The following is an 18,280-nucleotide window of genomic DNA, read 5'->3' as shown; positions in this document are numbered from 1 at the left end:
TCTAATCCGCTTATAAATGCGCTGGCGGTAGAGCTTCACGCCCGTTAACCTACTGTGCATGTCATAGCGGAAATAGCAGAGAGAGATAAAAATGAAGGATTCAACGATCCGTATCGCGGTTGCCGGCGCCGGCGGCCGCATGGGACGTCAGCTGATTCAAGCGGTTGCGCAAATTGAAGGCGCCGTACTGGGCGCGGCGTTGGAACGCCAGGGTTCGTCGCTGCTGGGCGCTGATGCCGGCGAACTGGCGGGGCTGGGCAAATCCGGCGTGACGGTGAGCGATAGCCTGGATGCCGTTCGTGATGAATTTGACGTGCTTATCGATTTTACCCGTCCTGAAGGTACCCTGACTCACCTGGCATTTTGCCGTCAGCACCGCAAATCCCTGGTCATCGGCACCACCGGCTTTGATGATCAGGGAAAGGCCGCGATTCGCGACGCCGCACAAGATATCGGTATTGTTTTCGCCGCGAATTTCAGCGTCGGTGTGAATGTCATGCTGAAACTGTTGGAGAAAGCCGCCAAAGTCATGGGGGATTACACCGATATCGAAATTATCGAGGCTCACCATCGCCATAAAGTGGATGCGCCTTCAGGAACGGCGCTGGCGATGGGCGAAGCAATCGCCGGCGCGCTGGGGCGGGACCTGAAAACCTGCGCCGTTTACGCGCGGGAAGGGCATACCGGAGAGCGCGATCCGCAAAGCATTGGTTTTGCGACCGTGCGGGCCGGTGATATCGTCGGCGAACATACCGCCATGTTTGCGGATATCGGCGAGCGGGTAGAGATTACCCACAAGGCTTCCAGCCGCATGACCTTTGCAAATGGCGCGGTTCGTGCTGCAATATGGTTGAAGGATAAGAAAAGCGGCCTTTTTGATATGAAAGATGTGCTCGGATTGGAAGATTTATAAAAAAATATTTTTTTAATGTATTGATACAAGTAGCGATTATATGTCTCTACTTGTATTTTTTTATTTTATCGTTGTTTTTTTGTTTAGTCTGTTATTTTTGTGTGTTTTCTTGTTTTTTCAGGCCGATTGCGCGCACGGAAAGCATGAAATTGTCCGTGTTGGTTGATTGTTGCGCTTTTTTTCAGTCACATGAGTTGGCAACCGTTTTCTTTCCCTAGTTAACATCCCTTTTTAAGGGCGAGGGAGAGGTTTTAAGGTGTAAAGCAGTAAAAGAAGAGAAAAAGTGCGGTTGAAGTGGACAATTCAGCCGGCCGTCATTAAAATGCGCCCAATTTGCCAAAAATTTACCTTGAAGGTGGTTTTTGCGTTGATTTAGATCGATTAATCTGAATTAATATGCAAATAACATGATTTTTTATTCCTTGGAGGGTGTTTTGATTAAGTCAGCGCTATTGGTTCTGGAAGACGGAACCCAATTCCATGGTCGGGCCATCGGGGCTGAAGGGACGGCAGTGGGGGAAGTGGTCTTCAATACGTCGATGACCGGATATCAAGAAATCCTTACTGATCCATCCTATTCCCGCCAGATCGTCACTCTCACTTATCCCCATATCGGTAATGTCGGCGCCAACAAAACCGATGAAGAATCTCCATCCATCCAGGCTCAAGGTCTGGTAATCCGCGACCTGCCGTTGATCGCCAGCAACTACCGCAGTGAAGAAAGCCTGTCGGAGTACCTGAAGCGCAATAACGTTGTCGCCATCGCCGATATCGATACCCGCAAACTGACCCGCCTGCTGCGGGAGAAAGGCGCTCAGAACGGCTGCATCATCGCGGGCGACGAGCCGAATGCCGAGCTCGCGCTGGAAAAAGCGCAGGCTTTCCCTGGGCTGAAGGGGATGGATCTGGCGAAAGAGGTCACGACAACGGAGAGCTATCGCTGGTTGCAGGGGAGCTGGACATTGGAAGGCGATTTGCCCGCCGATACGCAGGAAAGCGAACTGCCGTACCATGTGGTGGCCTACGACTATGGCGTCAAGCGCAACATTCTGCGCCTGTTGGTGGACAGAGGCTGCCGACTGACGGTGGTGCCGGCGCAGACCCCGGCGGAGGAAGTGTTGAAACTGGATCCGGACGGCATCTTCCTGTCGAACGGTCCGGGCGACCCGCAGCCTTGCGACTACGCCATTCGGGCGATTAAAGCCTTTCTGGACACCGATATCCCGGTATTCGGCATCTGCCTCGGCCACCAGTTGCTGGCGCTGGCGAGCGGGGCGAAGACGGTCAAAATGAAGCTTGGCCACCACGGCGGCAATCATCCGGTAAAAGATCTGGATAATAATCGCGTGATGATCACCGCTCAGAACCACGGTTTTGCGGTGGATGAAAACGATCTGCCCGCCACTCTGCGGGTGACGCACAAATCGCTGTTCGACCACACGGTGCAGGGGATTCACCGCACCGACAAAGCGGCGTTCAGTTTTCAGGGACACCCGGAAGCCAGCCCCGGCCCGCACGATGCGGCGCCGTTTTTCGACCACTTTATTGAATTGATCAAGACTTACCGTTCTTCAGCGAAATAATCAGGAGCGAGAAAATGCCAAAACGTACAGATATTAAAAGCATCCTGATTCTGGGCGCCGGCCCGATTGTTATCGGCCAGGCCTGTGAGTTTGACTACTCCGGCGCGCAGGCGTGCAAAGCGCTGCGCGAAGAGGGGTACCGCGTCATTCTGGTGAACTCGAACCCGGCCACCATCATGACCGACCCGGAAATGGCCGACGCCACCTATATCGAGCCGATTCATTGGGAAGTGGTGCGCAAAATAATCGAAAAAGAGCGTCCGGATGCGGTATTGCCGACCATGGGCGGTCAGACGGCGTTGAACTGCGCGCTGGAGCTGGAGCGTCAGGGCGTGCTGGCTGAATTCGGCGTCACCATGATCGGCGCCACCGCCGACGCCATTGATAAGGCCGAAGATCGCCGCCGCTTTGACGTGGCGATGAAGAAAATCGGTCTGGATACCGCGCGTTCCGGCATCGCGCATAATATGGAAGAGGCGCTGGCCGTCGCCGCCGATGTCGGTTTCCCCTGTATTATCCGTCCGTCCTTTACCATGGGCGGCACCGGCGGCGGGATTGCCTATAACCGCGAAGAGTTTGAAGAAATCTGCGAGCGCGGTCTGGATCTCTCTCCCACCAAAGAGCTGCTGATTGACGAATCGCTGATTGGCTGGAAAGAGTATGAAATGGAAGTGGTGCGCGATAAAAGCGACAACTGCATCATCGTCTGCTCGATAGAAAACTTTGACGCCATGGGGATCCACACCGGTGATTCGATAACCGTCGCGCCGGCGCAAACCCTGACCGATAAAGAGTACCAAATCATGCGTAACGCCTCGATGGCGGTACTGCGTGAAATCGGCGTGGAAACCGGCGGTTCGAACGTGCAGTTCGCGGTAAACCCGAAAAATGGCCGTCTGATCGTTATCGAGATGAACCCGCGCGTTTCCCGTTCTTCCGCGCTGGCGTCCAAAGCGACCGGTTTCCCGATTGCGAAAATCGCCGCCAAACTGGCCGTCGGCTATACGCTGGATGAACTGATGAACGACATTACCGGCGGACGTACGCCGGCATCGTTCGAGCCTTCCATTGATTATGTCGTCACGAAGATCCCGCGTTTTAACTTTGAAAAATTTGCGGGCGCCAATAACCGTTTGACCACGCAGATGAAATCCGTAGGCGAAGTGATGGCGATCGGCCGTACGCAGCAGGAGTCGCTACAGAAAGCGCTGCGCGGTCTGGAAGTCGGCGCGACCGGGTTCGATCCGCAGGTGGATCTGGACGATCCGCAGGCATTGACCACAATCCGCCGCGAACTGAAAGATGCGGGCGCCGATCGGGTTTGGTATATCGCCGATGCGTTTCGCGCCGGCATGTCCGTCGACGGCGTCTTTAATCTGACCAACATCGACCGCTGGTTCCTGGTGCAAATTGAAGAGCTGGTGCGTCTGGAAGAACAGGTGGCGGAAAAAGGCGTGACCGCGCTGGATGCGGCGTTCCTGCGTCTGCTCAAGCGCAAGGGTTTTGCCGATGCGCGTCTGGCGACGTTGGCCGGCGTGGCGGAAAGCGAAATCCGCAAACTGCGCGATAAGTTCGACCTGCACCCGGTTTACAAGCGCGTAGATACCTGCGCGGCGGAATTCGCCACCGACACCGCCTATATGTACTCCACCTATGAGGATGAGTGCGAAGCCAACCCGAATCAGGATCGGGATAAAATCATGGTGCTGGGCGGCGGGCCAAACCGTATCGGTCAGGGCATCGAGTTCGACTACTGCTGCGTTCATGCCTCGCTGGCGCTGCGCGAAGACGGTTATGAAACCATCATGGTGAACTGCAACCCTGAAACCGTTTCGACCGACTATGACACCTCCGACCGTTTGTACTTTGAACCGGTTACGCTGGAAGACGTGCTGGAAATCGTGCGTATCGAGCAGCCGAAGGGCGTTATCGTGCAATACGGCGGGCAGACGCCGCTGAAGCTGGCGCGTGCGCTGGAAGCGGCCGGGGTGCCGGTCATCGGCACCAGCCCGGATGCCATTGACCGCGCGGAAGACCGCGAACGTTTCCAGCAGGCGGTTAACCGTCTGGGACTGAAGCAACCGGCCAACGCCACCGTGACGGCGATCGAGCAGGCGGTGGAAAAAGCGCGCGACATCGGCTATCCGCTGGTGGTGCGTCCTTCCTATGTGCTCGGCGGCCGGGCGATGGAAATCGTCTACGACGAGATTGACCTGCGTCGTTACTTCCAGAATGCCGTCGTGGTTTCCAACGACGCGCCGGTGCTGCTGGACCATTTCCTCGACGATGCCATTGAAGTCGACGTTGATGCCATCTGCGATGGCGAGCGGGTGCTGATTGGCGGCATCATGGAACACATCGAGCAGGCCGGCGTTCACTCCGGCGACTCGGCCTGTTCTTTGCCGGCCTATACGCTGAGCAAAGAGATTCAGGACGTGATGCGCCGGCAGGTAGAGAAGCTGGCGTTTGAGCTGTGCGTTCGCGGTCTGATGAACGTGCAGTTCGCGGTGAAGAGCAATGAAGTCTACCTGATTGAGGTCAACCCGCGTGCGGCGCGTACCGTGCCGTTCGTCTCCAAAGCGACCGGCGTACCGCTGGCGAAAGTGGCTGCCCGCGTGATGGTGGGGCAATCGCTGGAGCAGCAGGGGGTGACGCAGGAAGTGATCCCGCCCTACTATTCGGTGAAAGAAGTCGTGCTGCCGTTCAACAAGTTCCCCGGCGTCGACCCGATTCTGGGGCCGGAAATGCGTTCAACCGGTGAAGTGATGGGCGTGGGCCGGACTTTTGCCGAGGCGTTCTCCAAAGCGATGCTGGGCAGTAATTCACAGATGAAGAAATCCGGCCGGGCGCTGTTGTCGGTGCGTGAAGGCGATAAGGCCCGCGTGGTGGACTTGGCGGCCAAGTTGCTGAAACATGGCTTTGAGCTGGATGCGACGCACGGCACGGCTATCGAGCTGGGCGAGGCGGGAATCAATCCGCGTCTGGTGAACAAGGTGCATGAAGGGCGTCCGCACATTCAGGATCGTATCAAAAACGGCGAGTATACCTATATTGTCAACACCACGGCGGGGCGTCAGGCGATTGAGGACTCCAAGCTGATCCGCCGTAGCGCATTGCAATACAAGGTGCATTACGATACGACCATGAACGGCGGGTTCGCCACGGCGATGTCGTTAAATGCCGATCCGACGGAAAAAGTCACCTCGGTGCAGGAGATGCACGCCTTGATTAAAGGCCGTTGATCGTACGGCGTTAACCGTTTCAGCCGGCGTTTGTGATTCACAAACGCCGGCTGTGTTTTTCCGGGACCGGAAAATGAAATAAGGCGCGAAGCCGCGCGCCGATGTCATCACGCCGCTTGCCGCGTTGATTCGTTTTTCCTGCTGCATAATCTCATTTCCCTTTTCGTCTTTTCCCGCCTTCCCTGATGAATGCCAGATAATCGTCTACACTTATTATGTTGTTTGAATTTTTATGCCGTAAATGTTGTTCAGCAATAAGAGGCGACCATGAGTTTTAATGAAAAGAACCAACCTGTAACCAAAGAAACGCGATTGCCAAAAGCCATCAACGATCCATTGACGGCTTATCCACGGCCCCCTTTTGAGCATCAGCCGCAACAGGCGCCGGGGCTAGCCGGTAAAATGAAACCGCTCCCCGATCACGGCGAAAAAAGCTATCAGGGCAGCGGGCGGCTGAATGGCCGTAAAGCGTTGGTCACCGGCGGGGATTCTGGGATTGGACGCGCTGTCGCCATTGCTTACGCCAGAGAAGGCGCGGACGTGGCGATTAACTATCTGCCGGAAGAGGAATCCGATGCGCAGGAAGTGATTGAGCTGATCCGCGCCGAAGGGCGTACCGCGGTCGCCATCCCCGGCGACATCCGCACGGAGGAGTTCTGCCAGCGTCTGGTCAAGGAAGCCGTTGAAAAACTGGGCGGGCTGGATATTCTGGTGAATAATGCCGGACGTCAGCAATTTAATGAGTCCATTGAGACGCTGAGCACGGAAGATTTTGACGCGACCTTTAAAACCAATGTGTATGCGCCGTTCTGGATCACAAAGGCCGCGCTGGCGCATTTGCAGGCCGGCTCCGTCATCATTAACACCTCGTCCGTGCAGGCGTTTATCCCCAGTCCGATCCTGCTGGATTACGCGCAGACCAAAGCCTGTAACGTCGCTTTCACTAAAGCGTTGGCTAAACAGCTGGGGCAAAAGGGCATTCGCGTCAACGCGGTGGCGCCGGGGCCTTATTGGACGGCTTTACAGCCGAGCGGCGGCCAGCCGCAGGATAAACTAAGGGAGTTTGGCGGCGATAGCCCGTTGGGCCGCCCCGGTCAGCCGGTGGAAATCGCGCCGCTGTATGTGACGCTGGCCTCGGCCGAAAGCAGCTATACCTCAGGACAGGTATGGTGCTCCGATGGCGGGACAGGGACGCTCTGAGCCATATAAACGGCCCGCTCGGCGGGCCTTAACCAGGTTAACCCAGCGCCACCTTGATGCCGAGCGCAACCAACACCGTCCCCAGCAGTTTATCCACCAGCTTATGCGCCTTTTCCAACGCATGACGCACCGGCCCGCTTTGGAACAGCACCACCAGCAGCGGCCACCAGATAACCGACAGTCCCCAGATGATCATCGCATACCAGAGTTTCTCGCCGACGCCGGAATCGACGCTGAGCACCTGAGTGAAGACGGCAAGAAAGAACAACGTCGCTTTCGGATTCAGCAGATTGCACAAATAACCCTGCAAAAACGCTTTTTTCAGACTGACGCGCTGCGGCGATAAATGCGCAAGGTTCATTTTACTTGCGCCGCGGGACAACAGCGCCTGAATCCCCACCCAGATCAGATAAGCGGCGCCGGCGTATTTCAGCAGATTAAACAGCCATGGCGTCGTGGTGATGACCACCGCCAGTCCCGCTACGCAGTACGCCATATGCGTCGCCACCCCGCAAATCACGCCGCACGACGTCATCAGCGCGGCGATGCGCGGATAGCGAACCGAATTCTTGATGACCAGAAAGAAATCAGGGCCGGGAGAAAGCATGCCCAGCGTGGCAATGGTGGCGACAAATAGCGATGTTTCGAGCATGATGTGTTCCAGGTGGCGAAAATAGCAAGATAAAACGGTTAGAATGATAGCGCCGTCGTCATTATTTAGCATCACCAATATTGGCTATTGGCCTGCAATATGTTAACAAGTTGCCTTGCCTTCTTCAGGGTTATTCTTCCGTGCGTAGAATCGGGATAAAAACATGGTCAGTGATATAACACAGCAAAGGGATATTACCCGGTTGTGTATTCAGTGCGCGCTGTTGCTGCTACAGCATGGCGCGGAAAGTATGGTTGTGGAAAAGTTATCTTCCCGTCTTGGCGTGGCATTGGGGGTTGATAGCGTTGAGAGTTCCATCTCGGCCAATGCCATCGTGCTCACCACGATAATGCAGGGGCATTGCCTGACCACCACGCGCAATAATATCGATCGCGGCATCAATATGCATGTGGTGACCGAAGTGCAGCATGTGGTGATTATGGCCGAGCATAACTTGCTGGATGTGGCAGGCGTGGAAAAACGTTTAGCCCATATCAAACCCCTGCGCTATCCGCGCTGGCTGATGGTGACGGTCGTGGCGCTCTCCTGCGGCTGCTTTAGCCGCTTGAATGGCGGCGGGTGGGATGCCTTCCTGGTGACGCTGATTGCCAGCGGACTGGCCATGTATGTCCGGCAGATTTTGACCGGGCGTCGATTTAATCCATTGATTAATTTTTGTATTACGGCGTTTGTGGCGACCTCGGCCTCCGGGTTGCTGATGAAGCTGCCCCTGTTCCAGCAAACTTCAACCGTGGCGATGGCGGCCAGCGTATTGCTGCTGGTGCCCGGTTTCCCGCTGATTAATGCGGTGGCCGACATGTTCAAAGGACACGTCAATACCGGGCTGGCCCGTTGGATGGTCGCCAGCCTGCTGACGTTGTCGACCTGTATCGGCGTGGTCATGGCATTGGCCGTGTGGGGGTTACGCGGATGGGCTTAAGTCTGCTGTGGGCGTTGTTGCAGGATATGGCGCTGGCGGCCGTGCCGGCGTTGGGCTTTGCCATGGTTTTTAATGTTCCCCTCAGGGCGTTGCACTATTGCGCGGCGCTCGGGGCGCTGGGTCATGGCGTGCGGTTTATCGCCATGTATTTCGGCCTGAACATCGAATGGGCGTCTTTTCTGGCCGCCATCACTATCGGGATTATCGGTATTCGCTGGTCGCGCTGGCTGCTGGCGCATCCCAAGGTGTTTACCGTGGCGGCGGTGATCCCGATGTTCCCGGGGATTTCGGCCTATACCGCCATGATTTCCGTGGTGGAGATTTCGCATCTTGGCTACAGCGAAGAATTAATGAGCGTCATGGTGACCAATTTCCTGAAGACCAGCTTTATCGTCGGCGCGCTGTCTATCGGCCTGTCGTTGCCGGGAATATGGCTCTATCGCAAACGGCCCGGCGTGTAATTCTCATCGGAGCCTTCTTATATTGTTATTTGGCCGGTAGTGCGTATCGACGAGGGCGGGGGCTTTCCGTATAGTGTCAGCAATTTTCTGACCTACAGGGTTTCACCATGGTTATTAGTTTGATTGCCGCATTGGCTGTGGATCGTGTGATCGGCATGGAAAATGCCATGCCGTGGCATTTACCGGCGGATTTGGCATGGTTTAAGCGCAATACATTAGGGAAGCCGATCATCATGGGTCGTAATACCTTCCGCTCTATCGGCCAGCCATTGCCCGGCAGACTGAATATTGTCGTCAGCAGTCATCCCGGCGATGATGAGCGCGTCACCTGGGTCTCTTCACTGGATGACGCCATAGCGGCCGCCGGAGAGGCGGAGGAAGTGATGGTGATCGGCGGCGGAAGTATTTATCAGCAGATGTTGCCGCTGGCCGACCGTCTGTACCTGACCCATATTGACGCGGAAGTGGAAGGCGATACGCATTTTCCGGATTATGAACCTGATGAGTGGCAGTCCACGTTCAGCGAATTTCATGATGCGGATGAGCGCAACTCTCATAGCTATTGTTTCGAAATTCTGCAAAGAAACTAGAGATTTTTGTCCGAGGCGCAGTACGGAGACTGCGCCCAGTCATTATGGCTGACGGATTATTGGATATTATCCGCATCGGAATGAGACAGGGATTGCTGCGTAAAGTATTGCTTATCTTCCCAACGCAGCATCGTCAGTTCTCCCCCCCAGCAGCAGCCCGTATCCAGCGCGTAGATATTATCCGGCGTCCCCTTGCCGTTCAGCGATGCCCAGTGGCCGAAAGCAATGGCATATTCCCCCGCGACCTGGCTGGGCAGCTCGAACCAGGGTTTCAGCAAAGAGGGCGCCTGAGTCGGCGGCTCCTTGCAGATCATATCCAACTGACCGCCGGCGAAGCAGTAGCGCATGCGGGTAAAGACGTTGGTGCTGAAACGCAGGCGGGGCAGGCCGCTGAGTTTAGGGCTCCAGTGATTCGGCATGTCGCCGTACATGGCGTCGAGGAACAGCGGATAGCTATCGCTGCTCAAAATAGACTCCACTTCGCGCGCGCACATTTTGGCGGTTTCCAGATCCCACTGCGGCGTAATCCCCGCATGCGCCATCACCAGCTTTAACTCTTCATCAACCTGCAAAAGCGGCTGCCGACGCAGCCAGTTAATCAAATCGTGGACGTCCGGCGCATCCAGCAGCGCATTGAGCCGATCCTTGGGTTTGTTGCGGCTGATCCCCGCGTAGACGGCGAGTAGATGCAGATCGTGATTGCCCAAAACCACCCGGGCCGATGCGCCGAGCGAGCGGACAAAACGCAGCACCCCAAGCGAGTCAGGGCCGCGGGCGACCAGGTCGCCGGTCAGCCATACCGTATCTTGTTCGGGGTTAAAGGAAATTTGCGCCAATAGCGCTTCGAGTTCAACCAAACAGCCGTGAACATCGCCAATCAAATAAGTAGACATAATTAATGTATCAGTGAGGGAATAGCCAGACGGAATACGGGAATACTGACCTGAAAAGCGTCGCCTTGATGATCGAGCATCTGGTAATGCCCTTCCATCGTCCCCAACGGGGTTTCCAAAATCGCGCCGCTGGTGTACTGAAATTCGCTTCCCGGCTGGATGACCGGCTGCTTGCCAACCACGCCTTCGCCCTGAACTTCGGTCTGACGTCCATTGGCGTTGGTGATCAACCAGTAACGACCGCAAAGTTTGACTTCATGCCGCCCCAGGTTGCGGACAGTAATCGTGTAAGCGAAGACGAAACGTTCTTCATCAGGCTGTGACTGAGACTCGACGTAGAAACTCTGAACCTGTACACAAACGCGGGGCGCATTAATCATCACGACAACTCCAGTTATTCCTGTGCTGTAGGATGCTCGGTCAGCCAGTTCGCCAATCGGCAGTATTGCTCAACCGTAACATTTTCGGCCCGACAGCCCGAATCGATATCCAACTCAGCCAGTTGCGCGGGCGTAAAGAGATTACCCAGGCTATTGCGCAGCGTTTTACGACGCTGGTTAAACGCTTCAGTCGTAATCCGGCTCAATACGCGAATATCGCTCACCGGATACGGAACCTGTGTATGAGGAACCAAACGGACGACGGCTGAATCGACTTTCGGAGCCGGTTTAAACGCCGTAGGCGGTACTTCCAACACCGGGATCACCTGGCAGTAATACTGGGCCATCACGCTTAAGCGACCGTAAGCCTTACTGTTGGGGCCGGCGACCAGACGGTTAACCACTTCCTTTTGCAACATAAAATGCATGTCGCGAATAGCTTGAGTATAGCTGAACAGGTGGAACATCAGCGGTGTGGAAATATTATAGGGCAGATTACCAAATACCCGCAGCGATTGCCCTGCCTGTTCGGCTAATGCCGAAAAATCCACCGTCATGGCATCCTGCTGAATGATGGTCAGCTTATCTTTCAGCGTCGGATGGGTTGCCAGCCGAGCGGCCAGATCGCGATCCAGTTCGATCACGGTAAACCGATCCATGCGTTCGCCGACCGGTTCCGTCAACGCGCCCAGGCCGGGGCCGATCTCAACGATGGCCTGACCGGGTTGCGGATAAATCGCCGAAACGATGCTGTCGATCACGAAACGATCGCTCAAAAAGTTTTGCCCAAAGCGTTTACGGGCGAAGTGACCTTGGTGTACTCGATTATTCATTAATGTGTGTTGTCATTTTGATGGCAAGGTTTAATGCCGTGGTAAAGCTGCCGGGATCGGCAGCGCCGGTAGCGGCCAGTTCCAACGCGGTGCCGTGATCGACCGAAGTTCGAATGAACGGCAAGCCCAGCGTGATATTGACCGCGCGGCCAAATCCCTGATATTTCAGAACCGGCAGCCCCTGATCGTGATACATCGCCAGCACCGCGTCGGCATGTTGCAGATATTTCGGCTGGAACAGCGTATCCGCGGGTAACGGGCCAATCAAGGCGATGCCTTGCCGGCGTAGTTCGTCTAACGCGGGTGTGATGACGTCCAGCTCTTCACGGCCCATATGACCGCCTTCACCGGCGTGAGGATTCAAACCGCAGACGTAGATTTGCGGCTGTGCGATACCAAACTTGGTCTGGAGGTCATGATGCAGAATAGTAACGACTTCGTGCAGACATTCCCGGGTAATCGCGGCGGAAACGTCGGCGAGCGGCAGATGCGTGGTCGCCAGGGCGACGCGCAACTCTTCGGTCGCCAGCATCATGACGACACGTTTACAATGGCTGCGATCGGCGAAAAACTCGGTATGTCCGCTAAACGGCACGCCGGCATCGTTGATAATGCCTTTGTGAACCGGCCCGGTAATCAGGGCGGCGAATTCCCCGTTCAGGCAGCCATCGCAGGCCCGCGCCAGCGTATCGACGACATAAGGGCTATTGTTGACGTTAAGCTCTCCCGCCACCACGGTCGCGGGGGCGGGGATCGCCAGTATCGTCAGACTCCCGGCCCGCTGCGGCTGCGCGGGTTGCCCCGGTTGGTAGTACTGCAACGTTAACGGTAAGCGTAGTTGCAGCGCGCGGCTCATCAGCAGGTCAGGGTCGGCGCAAACAACCAACTCCACCGGCCATGACCGTTGCGCCAGCGCAATCACCAGATCGGGGCCGATCCCGGCCGGTTCGCCGGGCGTAATCACAACGCGTTGCGTACTGCTTTCAGTGTGCATTAATTATTTGCGCCATCAATAATTTTCACATAAGCCGAAGCGCGTTGTTCCTGCATCCAGGTCTGCGCCTCTTCGGCGAATTTCCGGTTAAACAGCATCCGGTATGCACGTTCTTTTTGCGCCGCGTCGGTTTTATCAACCTGACGGGTATCCAGCAGTTGAATCAGGTGCCAGCCAAAGGCGGAATGAACCGGTTGGCTGATCTCGCCTTTTTTCAATTTCACCAACGCATCGCGGAAAGCCGGATCGTACATGTCGGGGGAAGCCCAACCCAAATCGCCGCCCTGGTTGGCTGAACCGGGATCCTGCGACAATTGTTTCGCCTGGGAAACGAAATCGGCTCTGCCGCTTTTGATCTGCTGGGCCACTTCCGCCAGTTTCTCCCGTGCCTGGTCGTCGGTCATCACCACAGACGGCCGCAGGAGAATATGACGGGCATGGAATTCAGTGACCGATACCGTTTGATTGCCGCCGCGAATATCGTTGACGCGCAAAATGTGGAAACCCACGCCGGAACGGATAGGGCCGACAATCTGCCCTTTCTCGACCTGCATCAGTCTTTCGGCAAACAGCGTCGGGATCTCTTGCAGTTTACCCCAGCCCATCTGCCCGCCGCTCAATGCCTGAGAATCCGCGGAATAGGCGATAGCCAGTTTACCGAAATCAGCGCCTTCGTTGAGTTGTTTCACCAGCGAATTGGCCAGGGTCTCCGCCTCATCCACCTGTTGCTGCGTGGGGTTTTCCGGCAACGGAAGCAGGATGTGGCTTAAATTCAGCTCGTCATCCTCACCCGTCTGGTTGGCGATCTGTTTCGCCAGCGCATCGACTTCCTGCGGCAGAACGCTGACGCGGCGACGAACCTCATTATTGCGGACTTCGGCGATCAGCATCTCTTTGCGAATCTGTTCGCGATAGGCGTTGTAGTTAATGCCTTCATAAGCCAGTTGGCTTTTCAACTGATTAAGCGTCAGGCGGTTCTGGGACGCGATATTGGCGATGGCTTGTTCCAGTTGCTCATCCGTAACCTGAAGACCCATCTTTTTCGCCATTTGCAGGACGATGTTATCCATAATCAGACGATCGATAATCTGATGACGCAACGTGGCGTCATCCGGCAATTGCTGACCCGCATGTTGCGCGTTCAGCTTGACTGACTGAAAAAGACTGTTCACATCGCTTTCTAATACAACGCCGTTATCCACTACAGCGGCAACTTTATCAACCACTTGTGGCGCTGCGAACGCGGTAGAGGCTGTCAGTGCCAATCCGAGAATAAGCGTTCTCCAGTTATTCATACCTTTCCCATTTATTTCATCCGCAAGGCGGGCTTAGAAGTTTCATTGACACAGTCTGTCTGTCGCAACGGTTTCTTTCCGCGCGCCGTTCTGTTTATCAGAACGCGCGTTGATAAGGCAAAATGCCTGAACGCAGCATTTTTTCGGAGCCCAGACTGTAATTATTGCTTAAACCACGTAATTCGATATTAAACGACACTTTGTTGTCGTAAACGCTGTTGGCTCTGGCGCTGTCCCAGTCGGTAATTTTACGTTCATAGCCGATACTGACGGCCCAGCAGCAGGTATTATATTGCACGCCAATCAACTGGTTGGCGGGCTGACTGGCCTTGGTGTCATAGTAGTAAGCGCCCACAACGGCCCAACGGTCGGCGATTGGCCAACTGGCGGTGACGCCCACCTGCGAAATTCCCTGCTGAAAACCGGGATTCTGCACGTTCGGCAGCATTGCCCGAATATATTCAGGGCTGGCGTAGCGATAGTTCAACTGTACCAGCCGTTCAGCGTCTTTGCGATATTCCACCACGGCATCGCCCAGCGCCACCTTATTGATGCGGGCGTCGTACTGCAACCCTCCTCGTAAGCCCCAACGGTCATCGACCTTCAGATAAGCGTCGCCGGCCCATACCATGCTGCCGTTATCATCGCTGCGGTCAAGCGACATATTGCTATCGCCGGTGCGAGGGCGATTAAAATAATAGATTTGACCTACAGAGGCATTAAAACGTTCAACCAAAACGTCATCATAAATTCGGGAGGTGACCCCGGTTGCGATTTGGTTTGCCGACGCGATGCGATCCAGGCCGCTGTAACTCCGATCGCGGAACAGACCGGAGTAGTCGGATTGCAACAGCGTGGAATCATACGTATGGATATCGCTTTGATTGCGGTACGGCACATACAGGTACTGCGCCCGCGGCTCCAGCGTCTGGGTGTATCCCGCCGCCCAGTCCATTTCGCGATCGAACACCATTTTGCCGTCAACTTTGAACTGCGGCATTACGCGATTGACCGAATCCTTCAAATCATTTTTAGCGCTGTCGGCAACCGACGAATCGGCCTGGTAACGCTCAAGGTTGGTCTGCTGATAATGCGTCGCCAGCAATTTGGCTTCGCTGTTCAGGCTGCCCCAACGGTTGACGAGCGGAAGGTTGATCGTCGGTTCAAAATGCAGACGCGTCGCTTCCGGCCGGTTGGTATTCACGTTGGTGAATTTTACCGCCTGACCGTAAAGGTGCATATCGAACGGGCCGATATCATTCTGGTAATAATTGATATCGAGCTGGGGTTCGGCGCGATAGACGTCCCGGCTGCTTGAGCTGGAAAGCAGTTGGAACTGCTTGACGGATAGCGTGGTGTCCCAATTCTGATTGGCGTAGCCCGTGCTGAATTTCTGCGTCAGGTAACCGTCGGTGCTTGAGCCGTATCGCGAGTCCAGATCGGTGAAGTAGCGATCGTCGCTGACTTTGGTATAGTCGGCGTTGAAGCGCCATACCTGATCCAGCACGCCGTTGTGTTCCCAGTGGAACAGCCAGCGAGTATCGTTGTCGTCATCGGGGACGTCTTTGGCGTATTCGTCGTCGCTGGGCAACCAGTCGAACTGGATGGTGCCGGCGCCGGGCGCGGTCAGATAGCGGAATTCGTTTTGCAACTGCATACCGCGTTTGGTTTGCAGATGCGGCGTGATGGTGGCGTCGAAATTCGGGGCGATATTCCAGTAGTATGGCGTGATAAGCTCAAAGCCGTTACTGCTGCCGTACTTGGCGTTGGGGATCAGGAAGCCTGAGCGCCGCTTGTCGCCAATCGGTAATTGCAGGTAAGGACTATAGAATACCGGTACGTTGCCGATCTTGAAGCGCGCGTTCCAGATTTCGGCCACCTGTTCTTCCCGATCCTGAATCACTTCCGAACCGACGACGCTCCAGCTATTATCTCCGGGCAGGCAGGAGGTAAAGGTGCCGTTTTCCAAAATGGTGTAGCGACTATTGTCGCGCATTTTCATTTTGTCGGCCGCGCCGCGCCCTTGACGACCAACCATCTGATAGTCGCCTTCATACACATCCGTGTCTTTGGTGTTAAGGTTCGACCAGGCTTTAGGGCCTTTCAGGATGACCTGGTTGTCATCGTAGCGGACATTGCCCGTCGCGGTCACGGTGCGGGTGGGCGAGCGTTGGCTATCGGATCCGATCTGGTCGAGCTCCACCTGCTCGGCGGTCAGGACGCTGTTGCCTTGCTCGATGTTGACATTGCCGATGAATCGGGCGCTGTCGGGATAGCTGGCTTCGGTTTTGTCGGCCTGAATATTGATCGGTAATTGATTCGGATCGCCTGTGACCAGCGGCCGGTTGTACGTGGGGACGCCCAGCATGCACTGTTCGGCGAGATCGGCCAGCGATTGTTGACTGTATAGCGCCGACCAAATCAGGGTGGCCAGCAGGGTTGGAAAACTTTTTTTCATACGCTGTATCAGGTATTCCGTTATCGGAGGCATCACGCCGGCAAACGGTCAGAGACTATATCAGTCATCAGCGTTGCGCCAGTGTTAAATCCCCACTGTTTTATAAGCGCTGCCGTTAGGTGCAAAGATAAATGACGGGTATGATAAAGCAATTTTTAGCCGACGGCATGAGGATTTGAGGAGTATATGCGGTATTGGGGAAAGTTGCTGGGGCTGGTGCTGGGGATTATGTCCAGCGGCGGCATCTGGGGGATCGTGCTGGGACTGCTGATGGGACACATGGTCGACAGGGCCAGGGCATCGCGTCGCCGTGACTTTTTTTCCGCTCAATCCACTCGCCAGTCACTGTTTTTCCTCACGACTTTTCAGGCGATGGGGCATCTGACCAAAGCCAAAGGGCGGGTTACGGAAGCCGATATCCGGATTGCCACCCAAATGATGGATCGGCTGGAGCTGTTCGGCGCCGCGCGAACGGCGGCGCAACAGGCCTTCCGCGAGGGGAAATCCAGTCATTTTCCGCTGCGTCTTAAATTGCGGAAACTGCGTGATGCCTGTCTGGGGCGTTTTGATTTAATTAAGATGTTTCTGGATATTCAGATTCAGGTCGCTTTTGTCGACGGGGCGCTGCATCCGAACGAAAGACGTATGCTGTATGTTATTGCCGACGAACTTGGCGTAAGCCGCGAGCAGTTTGAATTTTTTCTGCGCAATATGGAAGGCGCGGCCAGCCAGTCCGAATCCGGCGCCGGACAGGACGGAAAGTCTTATCAGCGGCGCGGTCAGTCGTCCGGCGGATACTCCTATGGCGGGCATCGCCAGCCCTCGCCCCCGCGCGGCCCCACGCTGGAGAGCGCCTGCCGTACGCTGGGCGTGCATCGCAATGACGATGCGGCGACGATTAAGCGCGCCTATCGTAAGCTGATGAGCGAACATCACCCGGATAAACTGGTGGCGAAAGGGGTGTCGCCGCGCATGATGGAAATGGCCAAACGCAAAGCTCAGGATATTCAGGCCGCCTATGAATTGCTGAAAAGCGCCAATCAGTTTAAATAATTCCCTGTCCCCGCCGTTTCGCCTTTTCTTGTTCTGTCCGCACAGCCTTCCCATCGGCCAATGATAAAAATCCTAAAAATCCGCTTCGCAGCGAAAATGCATCGGCGTGTTGAATTCGGGATGCGTGATGCGCAGTTCCTGCGCGTGGAGCAGCAGGCGCGGCGCTTTGGCTCTGGCTTGCTCATGGGCATAGAAACCATCCCCCAGAATCGGGTGGCCCAGGGCCAGCAGGTGGACGCGCAACTGGTGGGAGCGTCCGGTGATCGGCATCAGTTTGACGCGCGTGGTGCCGTCGCCGTCGCGGGCCAGAACCTGATATTCGGTTTGCGCCGCTTTGCCCTGTTCAAAACAGACTTTCTGTTTCGGCCGGTTCGGCCAGTCGCAAATCAGCGGCAGGTCAATTAAGCCCTCATCCGATTCCATCCATCCCCAGACGCGGGCAATGTAGGATTTTTTGGGCTCTCGTTCACGAAACTGGCGTTTTAATTCACGTTCGGCGGCTTTGGTCAGCGCGACGACGATGACGCCGCTGGTCGCCATGTCTAAACGATGCACGGACTGGGCGTCAGGGTAGTTCGCCTGAATACGGCTCATCACGCTGTCGTTGTGTTCCGGCGCGCGGCCGGGAACCGAGAGCAGGCCGCTGGGCTTGTTCACCGCCATGATGTGCCGATCCTGATACAGAATGTGCAGCCAGGGATCGGTGGGGGGATTGTAAGGTTCCATCGATAATGCCTTTCTCCAGGCTATTGATAACGCGTCGCGCTTTATCGCTAACCCCTTTCCGACCCAC

General features: G+C 55.6%; 16 protein-coding genes. 8 read left to right on the top strand and 8 right to left on the bottom strand.

All coding sequences use genetic code 11. The annotated features are described in order from the left end of the window. The first annotated feature begins 91 nt into the window (after positions 1-91). The 4 genes from dapB to ABRZ26_RS13635 all read left to right on the top strand — a co-directional run bounded on the left by dapB (position 92) and on the right by ABRZ26_RS13635 (position 6,938). Complete coding sequence (gene dapB / locus ABRZ26_RS13650) at positions 92-913, top strand: 4-hydroxy-tetrahydrodipicolinate reductase (protein ID WP_319604682.1); 822 nt, start codon at positions 92-94, stop codon at positions 911-913. A 434-nt stretch (positions 914-1,347) separates the two neighbouring features. Then, positions 1,348-2,496, top strand: coding sequence for a glutamine-hydrolyzing carbamoyl-phosphate synthase small subunit (gene carA, locus ABRZ26_RS13645; RefSeq protein WP_319604681.1), 1,149 nt, complete (start codon positions 1,348-1,350; stop codon positions 2,494-2,496). Between the two features lie 14 nt (positions 2,497-2,510). After that, positions 2,511-5,738, top strand: coding sequence for a carbamoyl-phosphate synthase large subunit (gene carB, locus ABRZ26_RS13640; RefSeq protein WP_319604680.1), 3,228 nt, complete (start codon positions 2,511-2,513; stop codon positions 5,736-5,738). A gap of 267 nt (positions 5,739-6,005) precedes the next feature. Next, entirely contained in the window at positions 6,006-6,938 is a 933-nt protein-coding gene (locus ABRZ26_RS13635; RefSeq protein ID WP_319604679.1) for an SDR family oxidoreductase, read from the top strand. A 37-nt stretch (positions 6,939-6,975) separates the two neighbouring features. On the opposite strand, the gene ABRZ26_RS13630 is transcribed toward ABRZ26_RS13635, so the two are convergent. Beyond that, positions 6,976-7,590, bottom strand: coding sequence for a LysE family translocator (locus ABRZ26_RS13630; protein ID WP_319604678.1), 615 nt, complete (start codon positions 7,588-7,590; stop codon positions 6,976-6,978). 163 nt (positions 7,591-7,753) lie between these two features. On the opposite strand from ABRZ26_RS13630, the gene ABRZ26_RS13625 reads away from it, so the two are divergent. From ABRZ26_RS13625 to folA, 3 genes are all read left to right on the top strand, one after another. After that, entirely contained in the window at positions 7,754-8,530 is a 777-nt protein-coding gene (locus ABRZ26_RS13625; protein ID WP_319604677.1) for a threonine/serine exporter family protein, read from the top strand. Beyond that, a complete protein-coding gene (locus ABRZ26_RS13620; RefSeq protein WP_319604676.1) occupies positions 8,521-8,991 on the top strand; it encodes a threonine/serine exporter in 471 nt (156 codons plus the stop codon). Before ABRZ26_RS13625 ends, ABRZ26_RS13620 begins: the two co-directional genes overlap by 10 nt. A 107-nt stretch (positions 8,992-9,098) precedes the next feature. After that, complete coding sequence (gene folA, locus ABRZ26_RS13615) at positions 9,099-9,581, top strand: type 3 dihydrofolate reductase (protein ID WP_319604675.1); 483 nt, start codon at positions 9,099-9,101, stop codon at positions 9,579-9,581. Positions 9,582-9,637: 56 nt separating this feature from the next. Here the strand turns inward: folA and apaH are convergent, their stop codons facing one another. The 6 genes from apaH to lptD all read right to left on the bottom strand — a co-directional run bounded on the left by apaH (position 9,638) and on the right by lptD (position 16,434). Continuing rightward, positions 9,638-10,474 (bottom strand): bis(5'-nucleosyl)-tetraphosphatase (symmetrical) ApaH, encoded by an 837-nt coding sequence (gene apaH, locus ABRZ26_RS13610; RefSeq protein ID WP_319604674.1) that lies wholly within the window; start codon positions 10,472-10,474, stop codon positions 9,638-9,640. Positions 10,475-10,476: 2 nt separating this feature from the next. Continuing rightward, positions 10,477-10,854, bottom strand: a complete 378-nt coding sequence (gene apaG / locus ABRZ26_RS13605) for a Co2+/Mg2+ efflux facilitator ApaG/CorD (protein WP_319604673.1) — start codon at positions 10,852-10,854, stop codon at positions 10,477-10,479. Between the two features lie 14 nt (positions 10,855-10,868). Next, entirely contained in the window at positions 10,869-11,687 is an 819-nt protein-coding gene (gene rsmA / locus ABRZ26_RS13600; RefSeq protein WP_319604672.1) for a 16S rRNA (adenine(1518)-N(6)/adenine(1519)-N(6))-dimethyltransferase RsmA, read from the bottom strand. Then, positions 11,680-12,681 (bottom strand): 4-hydroxythreonine-4-phosphate dehydrogenase PdxA, encoded by a 1,002-nt coding sequence (pdxA, locus tag ABRZ26_RS13595; RefSeq protein WP_319604671.1) that lies wholly within the window; start codon positions 12,679-12,681, stop codon positions 11,680-11,682. Before pdxA ends, rsmA begins: the two co-directional genes overlap by 8 nt. Then, a complete protein-coding gene (gene surA / locus ABRZ26_RS13590; protein WP_319604670.1) occupies positions 12,681-13,976 on the bottom strand; it encodes a peptidylprolyl isomerase SurA in 1,296 nt (431 codons plus the stop codon). The genes pdxA and surA overlap by 1 nt, the downstream gene beginning before the upstream one ends. Before the next feature lie 97 nt (positions 13,977-14,073). Next, positions 14,074-16,434 (bottom strand): LPS assembly protein LptD, encoded by a 2,361-nt coding sequence (gene lptD, locus ABRZ26_RS13585; protein ID WP_319604669.1) that lies wholly within the window; start codon positions 16,432-16,434, stop codon positions 14,074-14,076. A gap of 186 nt (positions 16,435-16,620) precedes the next feature. Here lptD and djlA point away from each other — a divergent pair, with 186 nt between their 5' ends. Continuing rightward, on the top strand, positions 16,621-17,487 hold the full coding sequence (djlA, locus tag ABRZ26_RS13580; RefSeq protein WP_319604668.1) for a co-chaperone DjlA: 867 nt from the start codon (positions 16,621-16,623) through the stop codon (positions 17,485-17,487). A gap of 72 nt (positions 17,488-17,559) precedes the next feature. Here the strand turns inward: djlA and rluA are convergent, their stop codons facing one another. Beyond that, complete coding sequence (gene rluA, locus ABRZ26_RS13575) at positions 17,560-18,237, bottom strand: bifunctional tRNA pseudouridine(32) synthase/23S rRNA pseudouridine(746) synthase RluA (protein WP_319604778.1); 678 nt, start codon at positions 18,235-18,237, stop codon at positions 17,560-17,562. Positions 18,238-18,280 lie beyond the last annotated feature (43 nt).

Origin of the sequence: Brenneria sp. L4-2C (genome assembly GCF_040240335.1) — a bacterium.
Lineage (GTDB): Bacteria > Pseudomonadota > Gammaproteobacteria > Enterobacterales > Enterobacteriaceae > Brenneria.
This window is presented reverse-complemented; position numbering and strand designations above follow the sequence as displayed.